At 42.2% G+C, this 17,009-nt stretch carries 17 protein-coding genes; 8 read left to right on the top strand and 9 right to left on the bottom strand.

What is annotated here, in order from left to right:
• Positions 1-4: 4 nt before the first annotated feature.
• On the bottom strand, positions 5-1,492 hold the full coding sequence (gene nhaC / locus EV213_RS00575) for a Na+/H+ antiporter NhaC (RefSeq protein ID WP_133578529.1): 1,488 nt from the start codon (positions 1,490-1,492) through the stop codon (positions 5-7).
• A 23-nt stretch (positions 1,493-1,515) separates the two neighbouring features.
• Positions 1,516-2,658, bottom strand: coding sequence for a trans-sulfuration enzyme family protein (locus EV213_RS00570; RefSeq protein WP_208112696.1), 1,143 nt, complete (start codon positions 2,656-2,658; stop codon positions 1,516-1,518).
• 174 nt (positions 2,659-2,832) lie between these two features.
• Between EV213_RS00570 and EV213_RS00565 the strand changes: the two genes are divergently transcribed.
• On the top strand, positions 2,833-3,543 hold the full coding sequence (locus tag EV213_RS00565; protein WP_133578527.1) for a FadR/GntR family transcriptional regulator: 711 nt from the start codon (positions 2,833-2,835) through the stop codon (positions 3,541-3,543).
• 219 nt (positions 3,544-3,762) lie between these two features.
• On the opposite strand, the gene EV213_RS00560 is transcribed toward EV213_RS00565, so the two are convergent.
• Positions 3,763-4,347 carry an LOG family protein gene (locus EV213_RS00560; RefSeq protein WP_133578526.1) on the bottom strand — a complete coding sequence of 195 codons (585 nt, stop codon included), beginning with the start codon at positions 4,345-4,347 and terminating at the stop codon, positions 3,763-3,765.
• 165 nt (positions 4,348-4,512) lie between these two features.
• Between EV213_RS00560 and EV213_RS00555 the strand changes: the two genes are divergently transcribed.
• The 3 genes from EV213_RS00555 (at position 4,513) to EV213_RS00545 (ending at position 6,356) form a co-directional block, all read left to right on the top strand.
• Positions 4,513-4,968: a hypothetical protein gene (locus EV213_RS00555; protein ID WP_133578525.1), complete on the top strand. Its 456-nt coding sequence runs from the start codon at positions 4,513-4,515 to the stop codon at positions 4,966-4,968.
• A gap of 304 nt (positions 4,969-5,272) precedes the next feature.
• Entirely contained in the window at positions 5,273-5,572 is a 300-nt protein-coding gene (locus EV213_RS00550; RefSeq protein ID WP_133578524.1) for a hypothetical protein, read from the top strand.
• A gap of 28 nt (positions 5,573-5,600) precedes the next feature.
• Positions 5,601-6,356 carry an exodeoxyribonuclease III gene (locus EV213_RS00545; RefSeq protein ID WP_133578523.1) on the top strand — a complete coding sequence of 252 codons (756 nt, stop codon included), beginning with the start codon at positions 5,601-5,603 and terminating at the stop codon, positions 6,354-6,356.
• 15 nt (positions 6,357-6,371) lie between these two features.
• On the opposite strand, the gene EV213_RS00540 is transcribed toward EV213_RS00545, so the two are convergent.
• Positions 6,372-6,668 (bottom strand): hypothetical protein, encoded by a 297-nt coding sequence (locus EV213_RS00540; RefSeq protein ID WP_133578522.1) that lies wholly within the window; start codon positions 6,666-6,668, stop codon positions 6,372-6,374.
• A 150-nt stretch (positions 6,669-6,818) separates the two neighbouring features.
• Here EV213_RS00540 and EV213_RS00535 point away from each other — a divergent pair, with 150 nt between their 5' ends.
• Positions 6,819-7,244 (top strand): thiol-disulfide oxidoreductase DCC family protein, encoded by a 426-nt coding sequence (locus tag EV213_RS00535; protein ID WP_133578521.1) that lies wholly within the window; start codon positions 6,819-6,821, stop codon positions 7,242-7,244.
• A 636-nt stretch (positions 7,245-7,880) separates the two neighbouring features.
• Here EV213_RS00535 and EV213_RS00530 read toward each other — a convergent pair.
• On the bottom strand, positions 7,881-8,558 hold the full coding sequence (locus EV213_RS00530) for an amino acid ABC transporter permease (RefSeq protein WP_133578520.1): 678 nt from the start codon (positions 8,556-8,558) through the stop codon (positions 7,881-7,883).
• A gap of 6 nt (positions 8,559-8,564) precedes the next feature.
• Complete coding sequence (locus EV213_RS00525; protein ID WP_133578856.1) at positions 8,565-9,371, bottom strand: transporter substrate-binding domain-containing protein; 807 nt, start codon at positions 9,369-9,371, stop codon at positions 8,565-8,567.
• A gap of 283 nt (positions 9,372-9,654) precedes the next feature.
• On the opposite strand from EV213_RS00525, the gene EV213_RS00520 reads away from it, so the two are divergent.
• Entirely contained in the window at positions 9,655-10,422 is a 768-nt protein-coding gene (locus EV213_RS00520) for a DUF4184 family protein (RefSeq protein WP_133578519.1), read from the top strand.
• Between the two features lie 144 nt (positions 10,423-10,566).
• On the opposite strand, the gene EV213_RS00515 is transcribed toward EV213_RS00520, so the two are convergent.
• Genes EV213_RS00515 through EV213_RS00505 form a run of 3 tightly spaced genes read right to left on the bottom strand, consistent with a single transcriptional unit; the run spans position 10,567 to position 14,246 of the window.
• Positions 10,567-11,556 (bottom strand): ABC transporter permease, encoded by a 990-nt coding sequence (locus EV213_RS00515; RefSeq protein ID WP_208112695.1) that lies wholly within the window; start codon positions 11,554-11,556, stop codon positions 10,567-10,569.
• Positions 11,553-13,067: a sugar ABC transporter ATP-binding protein gene (locus EV213_RS00510; RefSeq protein ID WP_341770309.1), complete on the bottom strand. Its 1,515-nt coding sequence runs from the start codon at positions 13,065-13,067 to the stop codon at positions 11,553-11,555. The genes EV213_RS00515 and EV213_RS00510 overlap by 4 nt, the downstream gene beginning before the upstream one ends.
• Positions 13,068-13,124: 57 nt before the next feature.
• Positions 13,125-14,246 carry a sugar ABC transporter substrate-binding protein gene (locus tag EV213_RS00505; protein WP_133578517.1) on the bottom strand — a complete coding sequence of 374 codons (1,122 nt, stop codon included), beginning with the start codon at positions 14,244-14,246 and terminating at the stop codon, positions 13,125-13,127.
• Positions 14,247-15,320: 1,074 nt separating this feature from the next.
• On the opposite strand from EV213_RS00505, the gene EV213_RS00500 reads away from it, so the two are divergent.
• Positions 15,321-15,533 carry a hypothetical protein gene (locus tag EV213_RS00500; protein WP_133578516.1) on the top strand — a complete coding sequence of 71 codons (213 nt, stop codon included), beginning with the start codon at positions 15,321-15,323 and terminating at the stop codon, positions 15,531-15,533.
• A gap of 115 nt (positions 15,534-15,648) precedes the next feature.
• Positions 15,649-17,007: a PepSY-associated TM helix domain-containing protein gene (locus EV213_RS00495; protein WP_243739935.1), complete on the top strand. Its 1,359-nt coding sequence runs from the start codon at positions 15,649-15,651 to the stop codon at positions 17,005-17,007.
• Positions 17,008-17,009: the final 2 nt, after the last annotated feature.

Genomic DNA, 17,009 nt, shown 5'->3' with positions numbered 1-17,009 from the left:
CTTATTATTTAGGCGTTACGTCCGTTCCTTGTGAGGTTGGTGTTGGCTCAGAATCCGTTTCTGATAATTTGCGAATACCAAACCCTTTTGTCACTGGAGATAAAAAGGCGTACAGTGCTGAGAAGACGAAGCCGCCTAAGTTAAAGATGGCAAATGGCAAAAACTCAAAGTTTTCTACGCCAAGTGTTGTCGCCATAAATACACCCGACACAGTCCACGGCATAAGTGCCTCTGTTACGGTAATTGAATCCTCCATACTTCGAGACAAGTTCATTCTGTGGAGGCGTTGCTTCTTATATAATTCGCCAAATAAATCTTTCATTAAGAAAAAAGTTACATATGAATTTGATGTGCAAACAACAATGCTAAAGCCTGTTACAAGTGAAGTGAAAATGACACTTCCAGTTGATTTAAGATAGCTCGTTACCTTTTCTAGAAAAACAACCAACACTTGTGATTGTTCAAGAGCAGACGCAAAAAAGAACGCACAAAATACAATAAATGTTGGAGCGTACATCGAAGCCAATCCACCACGTTCCATTAAAGAAACGACACTTTCAGGTAACGTAGATGAATCCAGCCCAGGAATATAGCTCTCTAGGCTTTTGACTGAGAATCCATCAGCCAATGTGCTAAACACGATCCCTAACGGTGCCCCTTGTAGAAATATTGCAAGTAGCATCGCAGTGAATGAAGAACTGATTATTACCAATAAAGGATTTTTCTTCATTAGAGAGCCAACAATAACAACAATTGCCGGCAGTAAAACGACTAGGTTAAGATGAAATAGGTCAGATAAGGTGTTCAACATTGATGTGACTTCTTCAACTGAGACATTTGAGTTATTTGAATTTATGCCCAGTGTTGTGAAGACTATAGCAGCAATGACAGCTGAAGGGATATTCGTGTAGAGCATGTGACGAATATGGTCATACACAGACACTTCAACGGACAACGCACTCATAATCGTCGTATCCGAAAGAGGGGACAATTTGTCACCGAAATATGCGCCGGAAATAACAGCACCAGCAGTAATGGCAAGGGATACGTCAAGTGTTGCAGCAACGCTCATTAAAGCGACCCCTACTGTACCAGCTGAGCCCCAAGACGTGCCAGTGCAAGTTGAAACAATTGCTGTAATAACAAAAGCCATTATAAAAATGAATTGTGGATCAATAAAAGTTAAGCCATAATACACGAGAAAAGGAATGGTTCCTGCACTTATCCAACTTCCAATAAGCAAACCGATGCTTAGGAGGATAAGGATCGCTGGCAAAGCCTTCTTGATTTTTGTAGACATGGTCGAGATGACTTCGTCAAATGTACTTCCATGGAATACAGCTGAGATCGTAAGTAATGCGCCAGCCATAATAAGCATAAGCTGTCCAGGGTATTTTAGCACTCCAATTCCAATAATTAATATAAGCATACTTAGAACTAACAATATTGCGGCAAGAGTTACACTTGGTCTTTTAGTAGTTCGGTCTGTCATAAGAATCTCTCCTCAATGGTAGGTTATCGGTTTCGGAGTGCATTGAATCCTTTATTCAAGTCATTAATTTGCAAAGCACTTCCTTCAAGACCAATGGAAAGTCGAATCAGCCCAGGTGGAATGTTTTCAGATCGTAGTTTTTCAGCATTGTTTTCTCGAATGGGAGCAATCACCAAGCTTTCATAACCACCCCAACTTACCCCAATTTTGAATAAAGTAAATGCGTTAATGAATGTTCGAACATCTTCAAATGAAGCGTCCCTTATTGAGAAGCTGAGCAGACCTGAGAATCCCTTCATCTGATTCTGAACGATTTTCTTTGTTTCTCCTGTAGCTTGACTTGGATGAAAAATATGTTCGACTTCAGGTTGATGAAGCAGGTATGCTATTACATCTTTAGCATTCTCCCAATGTTGTTTCATTCGTACGGGCAATGTGCTTAATCCGCGAAGGACGAGAAATGCATCATTAGGACTTAATACGGACCCTGTCAGCAAAAAGCCCTCTTCAAAAATTCGGTCTATAGTTTTTCTATTTCCAGCTACAGCACCACCAATAAGATCGCTATGTCCACCAATGTATTTTGTTAAAGAATGCAACACCAGGTCTATCCCAAATTCTAGTGGTTTTTGGAAAAGCGGTGTAGACCAAGTGTTGTCAATTACCGTTACTATGTTGTGTTGTTTAGCAAGAGTAGAAATCGCTTTCAAATCAGCAACATCCATTAAATTGGTACTTGGACTCTCGAGATATATGACTTTAGTGTTTGGTTTAATGTCCCGCTCGATATCCGATTTAACTGGATTGCTATGGTCGTATGAAACCCCATATCGATGAAGAAAATCAAGTAGTTGCCGCGTTGGACCATAAATTGTATTGAGGAAAAGGACATGATCCCCTTGTTGAAGTAAGGTTAGCATTGTGGCAGAGATAGCACCCATTCCAGAAGCAAAACATTTGCATTCCTCCGCACGCTCAAGTGTGGCAAGTTTTATTTCGAGTGCTCGCACGGTAGGATTTACACCTCTGCTGTAAACAAAATTCTCCCTTTCCTTTTGGTGTACTTTTGTAAACGTTTCAAAATCAGGCTGGGCAAACAAGCTTGTTTGAAAAATTGGGGTGGCAACTGCGCCATGGTATTGACCGTTCTCATCAATGGTTTGCATACAGATCATTGAATCCGAATCTTCCATTTGAAATCCCTCCAGTGTGAAATAAATGAATGCGTTTATTCTATCACACTGTCATGCTGTATGATAGGTTGAGTGTGAAAATGTTTACAATGAATTCCATGATGCTTCTGTTATACTTTGACTAATGAACAAAAAGGAGCGGTTGGTGTGAAAGCAGTAAAAAAGCAACGGTTGCCGGAGATGGTGGCTGAAGAGCTCGTTCAATATATTCGGAGCAACAATCTTTCAGCAGGCGAAAAGCTTCCATCTATTGATACGATGGCTCGAACATTCGAGGTCGGTCGATCGACTTTAAGGGAAGCTTTGCAAATTCTTGAAGCAAGAGAGGTTGTATTCATTGAAAACGGTAAAGGCACTTTTGTCCAAAAGGTAGCACCATTTCTTATACAAACACGGTTTCAAATAGAGAACGAGACGAGCTTTTTGTTAGATGCGTTGGATGTTCGAGAGGCGCTCGAAGGCAAGGCAGTTCAACTGGCTACCATGAAAGCAACGGATCAACAAGTGGCTGAGCTGTCTGCTTGCTTAACGGTTTATCGACAAAGCATTCGAGAAAATAGAAGAGACGAAGCAAATCAAGCAGATGCCAAGTTTCATCACCTGATTTACCATATCGCAGACAATAGTTTGCTTGAGAGTATGATCGATTCCATGGCAGTACAGTTTGATAAATTCTGGGACGAACCCTTTGGCAAGTCAGATATTTTTGATAGCAGTTATCCTTATCATGAAACCTTGCTTGATGCAATACGAGCAAGTGATCAAGAGAAGGCTGTTTCGGCATTTCATCAAATTATTGAGTCCGTGCGTAGCTCCATTTTGGCTGTTAGTGAAGAAAAAATAGAAACGATTGAATAATAGAAAGTTGTCGACTGCCTTTCATACAAAAGAAGCGTACCATGTTGACTGGTACGCTTTTAGGACGTGTCTTAAAACTCGCTCAGAGGCAGCTATCACCACCTTTTCGTCCCCATCTGCGTTCCCGGTACGCCTGCGAAAAAGCGCCTTGCTTGGAACGAAAATTCGGCAACATCTGCTCCTTTCTGAGTTCTCAGGCACACCATAGGCTTGAATTAATTATGTTTGGTCTTCCGATGTAATGTACGTTTTGACTTCTGGTGGAGTGTACTGTTTAAAACGCTCGATTAGCGTTTCGGGCTGATCTTCAAAAAGCGCGATTGAACGATAGGTATCCGAAAGAAAGGCCTCTTTCGTCATATGATCGAACAGCTTTTCCATTTGATCGTAATACTGATGAATGTTTAAAAATCCACATGGCTTTTGATGTAAACCAAGCTGAGCCCATGTGAACACTTCGAAAATCTCTTCAAGCGTTCCTGGACCTCCTGGCAAGGCAATAAACCCATCGGAAAGTTCAGCCATCTTTGCCTTTCGCTCGTGCATGGAGTCGACGACAATCAATTCAGTTAATGATGGATGGGAAATTTCTCGCTCATCAAGAAAACGGGGCATCACACCGATCACTTTTCCTCCAGCTTGCAAAACTTCATCCGCTACGGTTCCCATTAATCCCACACTCGCTCCTCCATACACGAGCGTGATGTTTTCTCTTGCAAGCGCTTTTCCAAGCGCGACGGCCCCTTGTTTATAAGCGTCTTTCGCACCAAGCCTTGACCCACAAAAAACGGCAATTGCTTTCATCGACATCTCCTCCAGCCTGTCATAATCAATTCCTTCCTAAGTATAAAGAACGATACAGCAAGAGTAAATAACGGGAAAAATTTGATGAGCACTACGGCAAAGCTTCTGACATGCTTCGTAAGATTTGATACAATAAAGAGAGATGGTTAAGAGGGGGGAAGGGGTATGAAAAGACCGATTTGGAAACGCATTCTTGTTGGTGTTATCGCAGGTACAATATTTTCATTATGGATCGCTGGCGTATTTCTATCTGTGTTTGAAAGTATTGAATTACCCACAGAGGAAATGCTAAATGAGATCACTTTTGGATCAATGTTCATTATGGCTATGTTCTATGCACTACCAATCTTCTTACTGTTAGGTGTGCCTGGTTCCATCATTGTGGACTCTTGGCTCCAAAAGCGGAACAGTCAATGGAAAAATGTGAAGCGTATTTTTATAGGGTTTCTGACATATGCCATCGGGGGGATCGTCGTTGGTGTCATTTCCAGTGTCATAATAGTTTTCCATCCACAGGCCGCGCTACTCGGTGGGATTTTAGGAACATCTGGTGGGATTGCGTATTGGGGTGTGCTCCAGATTGTGAACTTTATTGGTGCCCGAAACGAACCAGCCGTCTGACGTATAGTGAAGGCGATTCCTTTTGCATAAGCTCTCACGGTCTTTAAGCATCCGTAAGATGTAGGATCGCTTGACCGGTTTGTTACAATGTAGGGAATAAAACGTGTGTGAAGGGTGATTTAAATGGCTGATGTAGTCGTTTTTACAGTACTGGGACTTTTTTTAATTGTGACGATCATTTTCATCATTAACGACTATCGTAAAGCGAAGCGTGAAGGCAAAAAAGAATAGCTTTCCTATAGAATGAATGACAAAGGTTGGATTTGGGAAAGGTAGGCGAAAACTGCTGGGAGGTTTCTAGCGAATGGAATTGCCTTTTATCCAAACCAACATTTGGGATGCATTGATCGCCGTGCCGCTCGTTTTGGTCGTAACGCAGCTGTTAAAGGTGGTCATTTTCATCCCAAGGGTATTTGTCCCAACCATCGCAACAGTTCTAGGTGTTCTTGTATCGCTCATTTATAGTCATCCCCATGATGTGGCAGCTGGTCTTTTTATGGGATTTTTTTATGGCAATGCTGCAGTTGGCGTCTACGCCAGTTTAAAAACAAGCTGGCGTGTGTTTCGCCAAGAAGAGCCTATGCGCTCGGAAACAGAAAACTAGAGAAATACATAAGGTAGAGGTTGTTCGTATGAAGATGATTTCTTGGAATGTGAATGGATTAAGAGCTTGCGTAAAAAAAGGCTTTCTGGACTATTTTGCAGCTATGGATGCAGATGTATTTTGCGTTCAGGAAACAAAGATGCAGGAAGGGCAGCTGGAATTGGAGCTGCCAGGCTATAAGCAATATTGGAATGATGCAACGAGGAAGGGCTATTCAGGAACAGCCGTGTTTGTGAAAGAGGAACCTATGTCTGTTCAACGAGGCTTAGGAGAACAGTTTCCGGATGATGAAGGCCGAGTAATTACACTCGAATATCCTCAGTTTTATATCGTTACGATGTACACGCCTAACGCCAAACGTGATTTGTCTAGATTGTCTTACCGATTGGCGTGGGAGGATGCTGCAAGAACGTATCTTTGCAACCTCGAGCTACAAAAACCAGTGCTTCTTTGTGGCGATTTAAATGTTGCTCATCGTCCCATTGATTTGAAAAATGATCGGGCAAATCGAGGGAACTCAGGGTTTACTGACGAAGAGCGTGAAAAAATGACGGCTCTGCTGGAAGCTGGTTTCGTCGATAGCTTCCGTTATATGAACGGGGATGAAGATGGGCATTATACATGGTGGTCTTATATGGCTAATGTACGTGCACGGAATATTGGCTGGCGTATTGATTATTGGCTTGTCTCAGCTCAGCTGGCTACAAACATTCAAACGGCAGCCATTCATCCAGAAACAGTAGGGAGTGACCATTGCCCTATTTTGCTTGAATTGGCTTTTTAAATCATAGAATAAGTGTCATGATCGTAAGGCAATTTCTTCAGTAACCACACTTGCAAGATCAGCGTTGTCAAAGAGGGAAAGCACGCCAAGCACTGTCTCGTCTGAGATTGGCCCAGCTTCGGTTTTTGGGACAGTGTTTTTCAGTGCTTGCACCAATTCAGGGTTGTCCTGCTGTTTTGGGTAGGCTCGTGCGTAAAGTTGTTTGGCATCTAAGTCATGATTGACGCACCATTGAGCAAACACAAGAATCATCATTTGCTCATCCTGTCTGAATTGTTTAATAATATGATCCTCAAGCTGTTTTTTATCCAAAACAATCAGCTCCTTGCAATCGAATGTACTTACTGTACCCTTGCTCCTTCCTTTTGGTCAATATATTATTAGTTCTAATGATGGTTAGTCGCTGTTTATACGTGAAAAAGGACACTATAGCATACAAAACGATATCGAGGGGTGACGGAGATGACAAGTTCATCAATTGATCTGAACAAGAACGGAATCATTTTCTATGATGGAGAATGTTCGTTCTGTGATAAATCGGTTCAGTTTATTATGAAGCGTGATCCAAAGCGATATTTTTATTTTGTGTCGCTTCAATCAGCGTTAGCTGCTCGTTTGCTTGCGGAATATCCCAACCATGAGAGACCCGATTCCATTGTGTTATTAGAGAAGAAAGGGATGTACACAGAGTCAACGGCAGCCTTGCGCATTTGTCGCCATTTAAAAGGGGGATGGAAACTGTTGCTTGCACTGATTGTCCTTCCAAAACGGCTTCGTGACGCTGCCTATCGCTGGTTTGCGAAGCACCGTTATCAATGGTTTGGTCAAGTTGATGCTTGCCATCTTCCATCACCTGAAGAACGAGCTCGTTTTCTTGAGTTGGGGTAATACAGGATGAAGGAATTGATTATCATCTCGCTCTAGCACAATAGTGGGAAGTTTGAACAAAGCACAATTCTTCTAGAAGCTCTTCACGAATTTGTTTCTATCCGGCGTAATATCAAAAATAAACATTGTATTGGGAAACAATGAGTTCTGTGTTATACTGTTCTTAACAAGTGGAAACACTAATAAAGCCACAAGTGCTACTAACACTTGTGACTTACAACAACGATTCCGTAATGGATCGGCTAAGGACGAAAAGTAATCCGCCAGAGCGCTCAACTCATGGGGTGGATTACTTATTTTTCTGTGTTAACAGAAAAATAAGCGTACCAAACGACAACATTATTGTAATCACTAATTCGATTACTTTTAAAATCACCATGATGATCTGGTCATCTTGTCCACACCCCCTTTCTACAAGGAGTGCCGATCCACCCGTGAGTACCGTTATTGTTAACTAATTATACTATATCTACGACAACAATTAAGCAATGTTCCATAGATTCTCCCACCATCTATATAGCTGAAACGACTAAACGGCCTCGCTCCTATAAGAATATAGGAACGAGGCCGTTTAGCATGGCGTTGGATGCAGTTCAGTGTTTGTGTGAAGTAAATTCTTTGTCCAGGACTTTGCATTTATAAATAACGACTAAATCGCTTTTCAAGACCATCCTGAAAGAAGGCCATGGCAGAACAAACAACCCAGTAAATAATCGCGACGACGATGAGAGCGGTCATGAAATCGAATTCCTTCGCCCCGAACACACGGGCTTTGTGGAGGAGCTCAGGTACAGTAATCATCGCCGCAAGCGAGGACGCTTTCGTTAAATCAAGCAAGACATTAAACAATGGAGGAATGGCGACTCTTGTTGCCTGTGGCAGGATAACGCGCCGTAGTGTTTGCCAATACGTAAAATTCAACGCGTGTGCCCCTTCCCACTGTCCTTTGTCAATGGATGAAATGGCTGAGCGGTTAATCTCAGCAATATAGGCAGCGCTATTAATGCTGAATCCAATGATCGCTGCTAAAATGGCTGTGAATTGAATGCCAATGACTGGAAAGCCGAAATACAGAATAAACAAGATAACCAAAATCGGGACACCGCGCATAAATGAGATATACAGTCTGGCTGGCCAGCGTAAAACCGCTCGATTTGAGGAGCGTGCTAAAGCAATAAGCAGACCAAGCAAAAGCCCGAAAGCCATGCTAATCAGTGAAATCAGTAGTGTAAGCCCCATACCTTGAAGGATATAAGGAAAGGCCTCCACCGCTAACTCAGGGTCAAACAGATTTGTCCATTCGATATCACGCATATGCGTTTATTCTTCCTCGAAATTGATATCAGGTTTCTGTGACACATCGGCTCCATCAAAAAATTGCTTTGAAAGCTCTGTGACCGTACCGTCTTCAAGCATGGATTGAAGAGCTTCATTCACCTGCTTAATTAATTCCTCATTGCCCTTCTTCATAATAACGGCCTGATCGTTTGGCAAATAGAAGAGGTCAGGGTGTAGTACGATGTCGAACTGAGGAAAGGCTTTTAAAGCGAGCGTTTGTAAATAATAGTCGTTTAAGATCACGTCTGTTTGATTGTTATCAACATCACGTAAGTACACGTCGTTTGTGGCGTTATCATAATAGACAGCTTCTGCATCATATTCTTCTGCCAAATTCATGTAAATGGATGATGCGGCGCCTGCTGCACGTTTCCCTTTTAAATCCTCTAATGTTTGAATGCCTGACAAATCTTCTTTCCGTACGATGGCCCCACCATATGAATATTTAATTGGCAATGAATAAGCAAACTTGTCTTTTCGATCTTCCGTGATCGTGATGTCGTTGGATGCCATATCCACCGTGCCATTTTCAACAGAGGGTAGCATGCCATCAAACCCCATTTCTACGAATTCAACGTCCAAGTCAAGGCGAGAAGCCATTTCACGTACAATCTCCACCTCATAGCCAGTTAACCCGTCGTTGTCATCATGATAAGAGGTAGGATAAAGCGTGCCAGAAGTCGCTACTTTAAGAACGCCTTCATTTTTAATTGTGCCCCAGGAGGACTCATCCTCTGAAATAATCGAGCAAGCGGACAGCACGAGCAAGAATGCAGCTACTGTAAGCATACGTGCCAATGGTTTATAGTGAAGCAATGTAAAAACCCCCTCTTTATATTGGTCAAGCACTAAAGTCTATCATCGTTTTTGAGTATCGCATAGCAGCAAGGTATTATCAATAAATCAATGATGAAATGGATATTGTCATTTGATTCACATAATTTGATTAAATGCTTGTGGAGGGAATATAAACAGTAAAACAAGAGTATGAAATTGTGGTAAAATATCCCTATGAGAAAAAAGCTTCCATATACAACATCGACTCGATTTGAGAAATAAAGGAGACAGCATAATGCCTTTTACTTTTGGCCATCCGCTTTATGCATTGCCAGCGAAATATGTGAGCCCACGCTATGTTTGTTTGACAGGGTTAATTTTAGGGAGCATGTCTCCCGATTTTGAGTATTTTATTGCACTTGAACCATTTCAATCGATCGGGCATTCGTGGGAAGGACTGTTTTTGCATGCATTGCCTATCAGTATTATTCTAGCCGTTGTTTTTCACTTTCTTTTGAAACGTCCACTTGCGCTGCATATGCCTTCTTGGGGACAACTCGACAGCCGTTGCCTCTCAATCGCCAATAAGTCGAATTGGCGATTAACTGGAGTTCGAAGCTGGCTTGTCTTTCTACTGTCAGTCATCATTGGATTCTACTCACATCTGTTTGTCGATGCCTTTACGCACCAATCTGGCGTATTTGTCACCAGGATAAGCTTTCTTCAACAAAGCCTTGCCGGTGTTCCAGTATATAAACTTCTGCAACACAGCTTGTCGTTACTAGGGTTGTTAGGTTTGTTTCTTTTATTTCTACAACAGATCTTCAAGCAACGAGTAAAACCGACGTCAAATGATCTCTTACCCAGCCGAGAAAAATGGATATTTTGGGGAATAAGCACGCTAGTCGCTTTCCTGACACTCATCCTGAAGATATGGTTTTCAGACAGTACCAACCTGATTGGGATAACGGTCGTGTCTTCGATTTCAGGGATGTTTCTTGGGATTGTTTCTGCGTCTTTATGGTTTTTGGTGAGACGAAGGAGGAGTGAACTAAAAGATTAATTTAACTGTGTTGAGAAAAGATCTACAGTTGTACGTCTTTGTAGGAAAAGTTTCATAGGGTGCAGTGGTCAATCTCTGTCAATTAAGTAGGAATGAGAGGGCTGCTTCGGAAATCATTTTCAAGATTTCCGAAGTAGCCTCATTTTAGTGCGCACGTTTATAGTACGTCAGAGCCAATGCTAATGCCAGCACCGAGCCTTTAACAATATCCATAGAGTAATAGGGAACAGACATCATAATGAGCCCGTTTTGAAGTATACCTATAAGAATTGCACCAGCAAATGTACCAAGGGCATTCGGTTTTCCTGCCCCTAAAAAGGCGTATCCAATAAAGGCGGCGGCTACTGCATCCATTAAATATGGCGACCCGGCATTAATTTCTGCACTCATCACTCGTGCACCAAGCATAAGTCCACCAACTCCTGCGAGCAACGCAGAAAACATATATGCAAACAGGCGATATTTGCTGACAGGAATACCAGTCAGTTCAGCAGCTTCACGATTGCCGCCTATCATGTATAGAAAACGTCCTTGTTTTGTATAGGTCAATGCAATGTGAACGACAAGTACGATAATCAGCATAATGATAATAATCCACGGAGCTTGGCCCAATGTGCCAAAAAGAGTAGGGATTGTGCCTTCAGCATAGCTTCCATTAGGCATAACCATATTCTCTGAAATGGTAGCCCCACGTGTATAGGTCAGTGCAACGCCTTGGAAAATAAACATCGTTGCTAGCGTCATAAGCATGTCCTGTATTCGGAATTGAATAACGAGAAAGGCATTAATTGCACCAATGAGCAAACATGCCAATAGCGTGACTCCTATACTGATTCCAAGACCTTGTCCAAACCACACGAATAAAGATAGACAAACGGCGTTTGCGATGGATGCTGTTGAACCTATCGAAAGGTCAAAACCACCAGCTGCAAGCGAGATGGTCAAACCAATCGCGATGATCGTGACAATGGAGATTGATCGAAGAATAGAAATCATATTACTGGCAGACAAAAAGCTTTCAGAGGCAAGGCTAAAGAAAATAATTAAAACAAAGATCGTCAGAATTGTTCCGTATTTATAAAAGAAATTGAAGATGCTTTGTGATTTATTATGCTCAGTGATATCATTTTTCAACTTGATGTTCCTCCAGTGCAGTAAAACATAAGCTCTTCTTCTGTGGTACCTTCTGTCTCAAATTCTTTAGTGATTTGACCATCATACATGACGTAAATTCGATGAGAGATTCCGATGATTTCTGATAGCTCACTGGAGGCATAGAGCACTGTTTTACCTTCTTTTGCAAGCTTACTTAAAAGGAGGAAAATGTCCCGTTTTGCTCCAATATCAACACCTTTGGTTGGCTCATCAAATAAATAGACGTCGGCATCAGCAAGTAACCATTTACCTATAGCGACCTTCTGTTGATTGCCCCCTGATAAATGCTGTAGATCTGTCGTGTCATTTGCTGCTTTTATTCCTAAAGAGCTGATCATATTACTTACGGCTTTTTTCTCGCTGACAGTATGTAGCCACAGACCGAACTTTGTAAATTTACCAAGCGAGGAAGCACTTAAATTATGACGAACGCTATCCTTTATAAAAATACCTTGTCGACGCCTTTCCTCAGGCACAAGTGCTATGCCGTGAGCAACTGCACTTGCTGGCGAATGTAAGTGAATATGTTTTCCATGAAGAGACAATTCAACAGTTGCATTGGGCGAGGCACCGAATAGAGCACGCAATACTTCTGTTTTTCCTGCTCCTACAAGTCCAGCGAGACCAACAATTTCTCCTTTTTTCAGATGGAGATTTACATCGTTTAACTTTCCAGGTTCTGAAAGATGGGTAACCTCTAATACAACAGTCTCTTGTGCCTTGGTTTTCTCAGGATATTGTTGCGCAAGCTTAGTTCCAATCATATGTTCGATCATTTTAGATTGTTGCATATGTTCAATCTGATCATGTGCAACAATCCGTCCATCCCTCATGATCGTTACTTCATCACAGAGTTCGTAGATTTCAGGCAGACGATGAGAAATAAATATGATGCCTACATCTCTTTTTGTTAAAGAGCGTACAAGTCGAAAAAGTCCCTGTGTTTCAGTATCACTTAATGGGGCAGTTGGTTCGTCTAACACAAGAAAACGACAATCCATCGTAACGGCTCTTGCAATGACAACCATTTGCTTCTCAGCAAGGGTCAGTTGACTTACAAGTTGTTTGGAAGAAACTCGAACATTTAATTCATCAAGTTTGTCTTGAGCATTCTTATGAAGCGAAGTCCAATGAACGAAGGATCTTTCATTCTTTTGATGCACGATTTGTTCCATCATAATGTTTTCTCCAACCGTTAATGTATCAACCAATAACGTGTCGACTTCCTGATGAACGACTTGTATGCCATTTCGCTTAGCGTCTCTAGGGGAACGAACTGCGATTTTGTTATCGTCTAGCTCTATGCTCCCTTTGTAATGAGAGTACGCGCCTGCAAGGATTTTCATTAATGTTGATTTTCCAGCCCCGTTTGCGCCGAGAAGAGCGTGTACTTTTCCTTGGTGTGCCTGTAAACTTACGTCTTTAAGAACATTAATGCCTGGAAAGGAAATGCAAATATCTTTCAAATGAAGGCTTGTCAACGTGATCACCTACTGTATTCAAGTGGATGACACTCCATAGCGGAAATTAGAGAGTCATTATTGGTTCTACTCTGTTTGATTGTAATAATCTTTAAGTGATTGCATCCACGGTTCTTGGAACGCATCAGTTTCTCCCCAACCAGGAAGGATGTCAGCTAAGTTGTCCATATTTACAGGGTTTTCAGAAGTTATAAGAGTCTCACGGTCAATGTTCGATGCTTCAAGATGAAACTCTTGTGGTGTTTCTTCTCCAGCAATTTTTTTGGCAACTAAACGCACGTTGACCGCACCGATCATTTTTGGATCTACAGCTGCAGTCGATACCCAAGCACTCTCATCCTCTTGCATCACCTGTAAGTCAGCATTGGAAACGTCTATCCCGTAGATTTTCACATCATCGCGACCAGCTTCTTTAATTGCACGGGCTGCACCGATAGCAAAGGCGTCCCATGTTGCAAAAATGGCATCTAATTCACCTTCAGGGTATTTTGTGAGCATGGCTGAAACGGCATTTTGTGTTTGAACACTTGTATCCTCTGCAGCAATCCCAAAACGTTCTACCTCTGTAAGGGAAGGGTATTCTTCTAAATATGTTTGATATACCGCATTTCGCCGAACCATTGGAGGGAATCCGTCAACCCATAAATAGGCAATCTTTGCATCCTCCCCTTCATTATCAATTAGATGATCGAGTGCAAAGGTGGCCAATGCTTCATCGTCTTGTGATGTAACCGTCACATTAGGAATTTCAGCAAGTTCCGGTAACGAATCAAACGTAACAACAGGGATCCCTTGGTCGGTAATCTTTTTCACATCGTCCACTGTGGCAGGATCATCTCCGTGTGAGAGAATAATACCGTCATACTCTTTTTCGAGAGCTTGAGCGATGGCATCATGAAACTTAGCTGAATCGCCATTAGCTGAAAATGTATCAACTGTGAAACCTAAAGATTCGCCTTCTGCCTTTGCACCAGCTAAATATTGAGCGGTATGATCGTCGCCTCCTATTTTACGAATGACCATCAAATGAACCTCTTCTTTATCTACTAATGATGAAGGGAGTTGGGATTTTACCTCTTCTGGAAGTTCTGATAGTGAAGTTGTTGATGAAGTTGAGCTCTGTCCACATCCTGAAATGATAAATGTAATTGTTAGCAAAAATGAGAATAAAATGCGATTTCTGATCATTATAATCGTTTCTCCCTTTTTATCTTAAATATAATCATAAGTAAGCCTATAGGAAAATTTATTAAGCGTCAATGACTTTTTTCCTAGGGTGTGTCTGAGAACTCAGAAGGGAGTAGATGTTGCCGAATTTTCGTTCCAAGCAAGGCGCTTTTTCGCAGGCGTACCGGACGTAAGTCAAGGAAAAGGAATGCAGATGGGGACGGAAAGGTGGTGACAGATGCCTCTTAGCGAGATTTAAGACACGCCCTAGAGTAAGAGGTTAGATTTTTATAGGGAGAACCATTTAAAAGAGCTTGCTATATTCTGTAACTAGAATAAGGTGAAGCATCGTCAAACACATAAAAAGACAGGTTGAGTGCTTCTCTTTCTTAAGACAAGTAAATGGAAATAAAATGCACCTTTTTTGCAGGCACGCTTAGATATCATTGGGTAAACCTAAAAACCAACGTTGTAGTTGCTTTTTATACAAGCTGCCATAAGCTCGCTGTCACCATAAGTGGCATAAGTTCAACATCGATTCGCAAGTACGACTCATCGTGTTTTCTTTTCACCCTACGGGTACAAGGGCAACATCGACTCGAGAAGACCTCGTCGTGTTTTCTTTGCCGCTGGAGTCTCGCTAGTAGCATCTTTAAATGATGGCCTCATTTTATGCTGTAATATGAATTAAAACGCAGAAACTAACCTCAGCGTAGTCAACATACGCAGACTCCTGCGGGAACAGCGCGAGCTGAAGATCCCGCAGGAAAGCCGCTTTTGCTTTCCGAGGAAGCTGAAGCCGTGCCCGCGGAAAGCGAAGTATTTTGACGAAGCAGTCGTTACTAATGGTGTGGAAGTCCACTTTGTTATAAAAGAAAATCTTTTCAAGATACAGGATTGTGAACATTAGCATTTTTTTTTACACATCTTTTCAAGATGTTAATCGATCAATTTCACCTTGCTTCACCTCAGGCACAGTCAACATTAAAAATATTTTTCTCTGAGAAAGTTGAGTTAATAGACCCAGGAAGTTTTAAAAATCTCTAAACCTTCTAAGCCATTTGACCGACAATCCTTATAGGGGAGGGGATTTAAGTGGACAGCATGCAGTTTTTAAAGATTCAACAAGTGGTCAGTGATATCGCAATTCAAGGTGCGACGGTCCTACTGATGATGTTTAGTGCAGGAATGATTGTGGGGTTATTATTACGTCCCCTTACGATGCCACATTTTGTGAAAAATTTACTGACTGGCATAGCTATTCTTGGAGGCTTGTTTTTATGGTCTCAAATCCCCTTGAAATTTTAATTATGAAAAAATGTAGGCTTTCAACAAATGATCACATTTGAAGCTGTTTAGACCTTGTTGGCTTCCTCCTTCTTCTGTACGCTACATGTAGGACGTACAAGGGGGAAAAAAAATCGTGGAAAAAGAAAACAACAACACGAAACAAGCACGGCGATCTGCTTTGTATAAATCCATTTGGCGTTGGCATTTTTATGCTGGGCTTATTGTGATGCCCTTTTTATTCATATTGGCGCTTACTGGGGGCATTTATTTGTACAAGCCTCAGATTCAAGAGGCGCTGTACCATGAGTATTACCATGTTGAGGCGCAGGGCGAAGCGATGGCACCGTCCGCTCAAATTGCGCTTGTTAAAGAGGAATACCCTGGCGCTATGATTAATCGTTATCGACCACAGGATAGCGAAGATCGTTCTGCTGAGGTTGGAATGATGAATGCTGGGGAAGCGACAACGGTATTTGTTGACCCTTACAATGGAACCATTCTTGGGTCAATGAGAGATGATCGGATGATTATGAACCAATTGGAAGTCATCCATGGGGAGCTAAGTGCTGGCACTCTGGGCGATCGAATTGTTGAATTAGCGGCTTGCTGGGCAATTATCTTAATTTTTACAGGTCTCTATATGTGGTGGCCGAGAAAAAAAGGCATATGGGGAACGTGGCTTCCACGCCTGTCAAAAGGGAAGAAGCTTGCGGCAAGGGATTTGCACGTCGTTCCTGCGGTCTGGATCTCTGCAGGTATGTTTTTTCTCATCATGACGGGCTTGCCTTGGTCGGGTTTATGGGGGAATATTGTTCAGGTTGTCGCCACGAATTCGGGTGAAGGATATCCGCCATCCATATGGGTTGGTGATGCACCAACATCAAATATGACCACAGGTGAGCTAGGTGACGTGTCATGGAATGCGGAGGAGCTTCCAGTACCGGAATCAACGCCGCAAGAAGCCGTCCCTGTATCAATTGATAATGTTGTTGCAACAGCACAGCAAAGAGATGTGTTTCCAGCCTATGATGTGTTAATACCAACGAGCCCTGAAGGTGTGTATACGATATCCACGTTCCCTCCACGCGCGCAGGATGAGGCGACCGTGCACATTGATCAGTATTCAGGAGCCGTTTTGGCTGATTATCGTTTTGACGATTATGGCATAGCAGGAAAGACGATTGCATTAGGGATTACGCTGCACCGAGGAACGCAATTTGGGTTGATTAATCAGCTCATCGGCTCTCTCATTTGCCTCGGTATTCTTGGAATTGTGTTGAGCGGCTTTTGGCTCTGGAAGAAGCGAAAGCCTGAAGGAAACCTTGGAGCACCAAAAGCACCACCAATATCGAAGCTTCGCTGGGTATGGTTACTCATTCTTTTCTTCGGTGTTTTTTTTCCACTCGTTGGCTTATCCATCATCATTGTCGCATTGATTGATTTTCTGATTGTCAAGCGAGTGCCTCGTTTGAAGGCGTTTCTGAATGCATAGGA

Origin of the sequence: Aureibacillus halotolerans (assembly GCF_004363045.1) — a bacterium.
In the GTDB taxonomy this organism is placed as follows: domain Bacteria; phylum Bacillota; class Bacilli; order Bacillales; family DSM-28697; genus Aureibacillus; species Aureibacillus halotolerans.
Note: the sequence above shows the minus strand (reverse complement) of the source record. Positions and strands in the feature narration are given on the sequence as shown.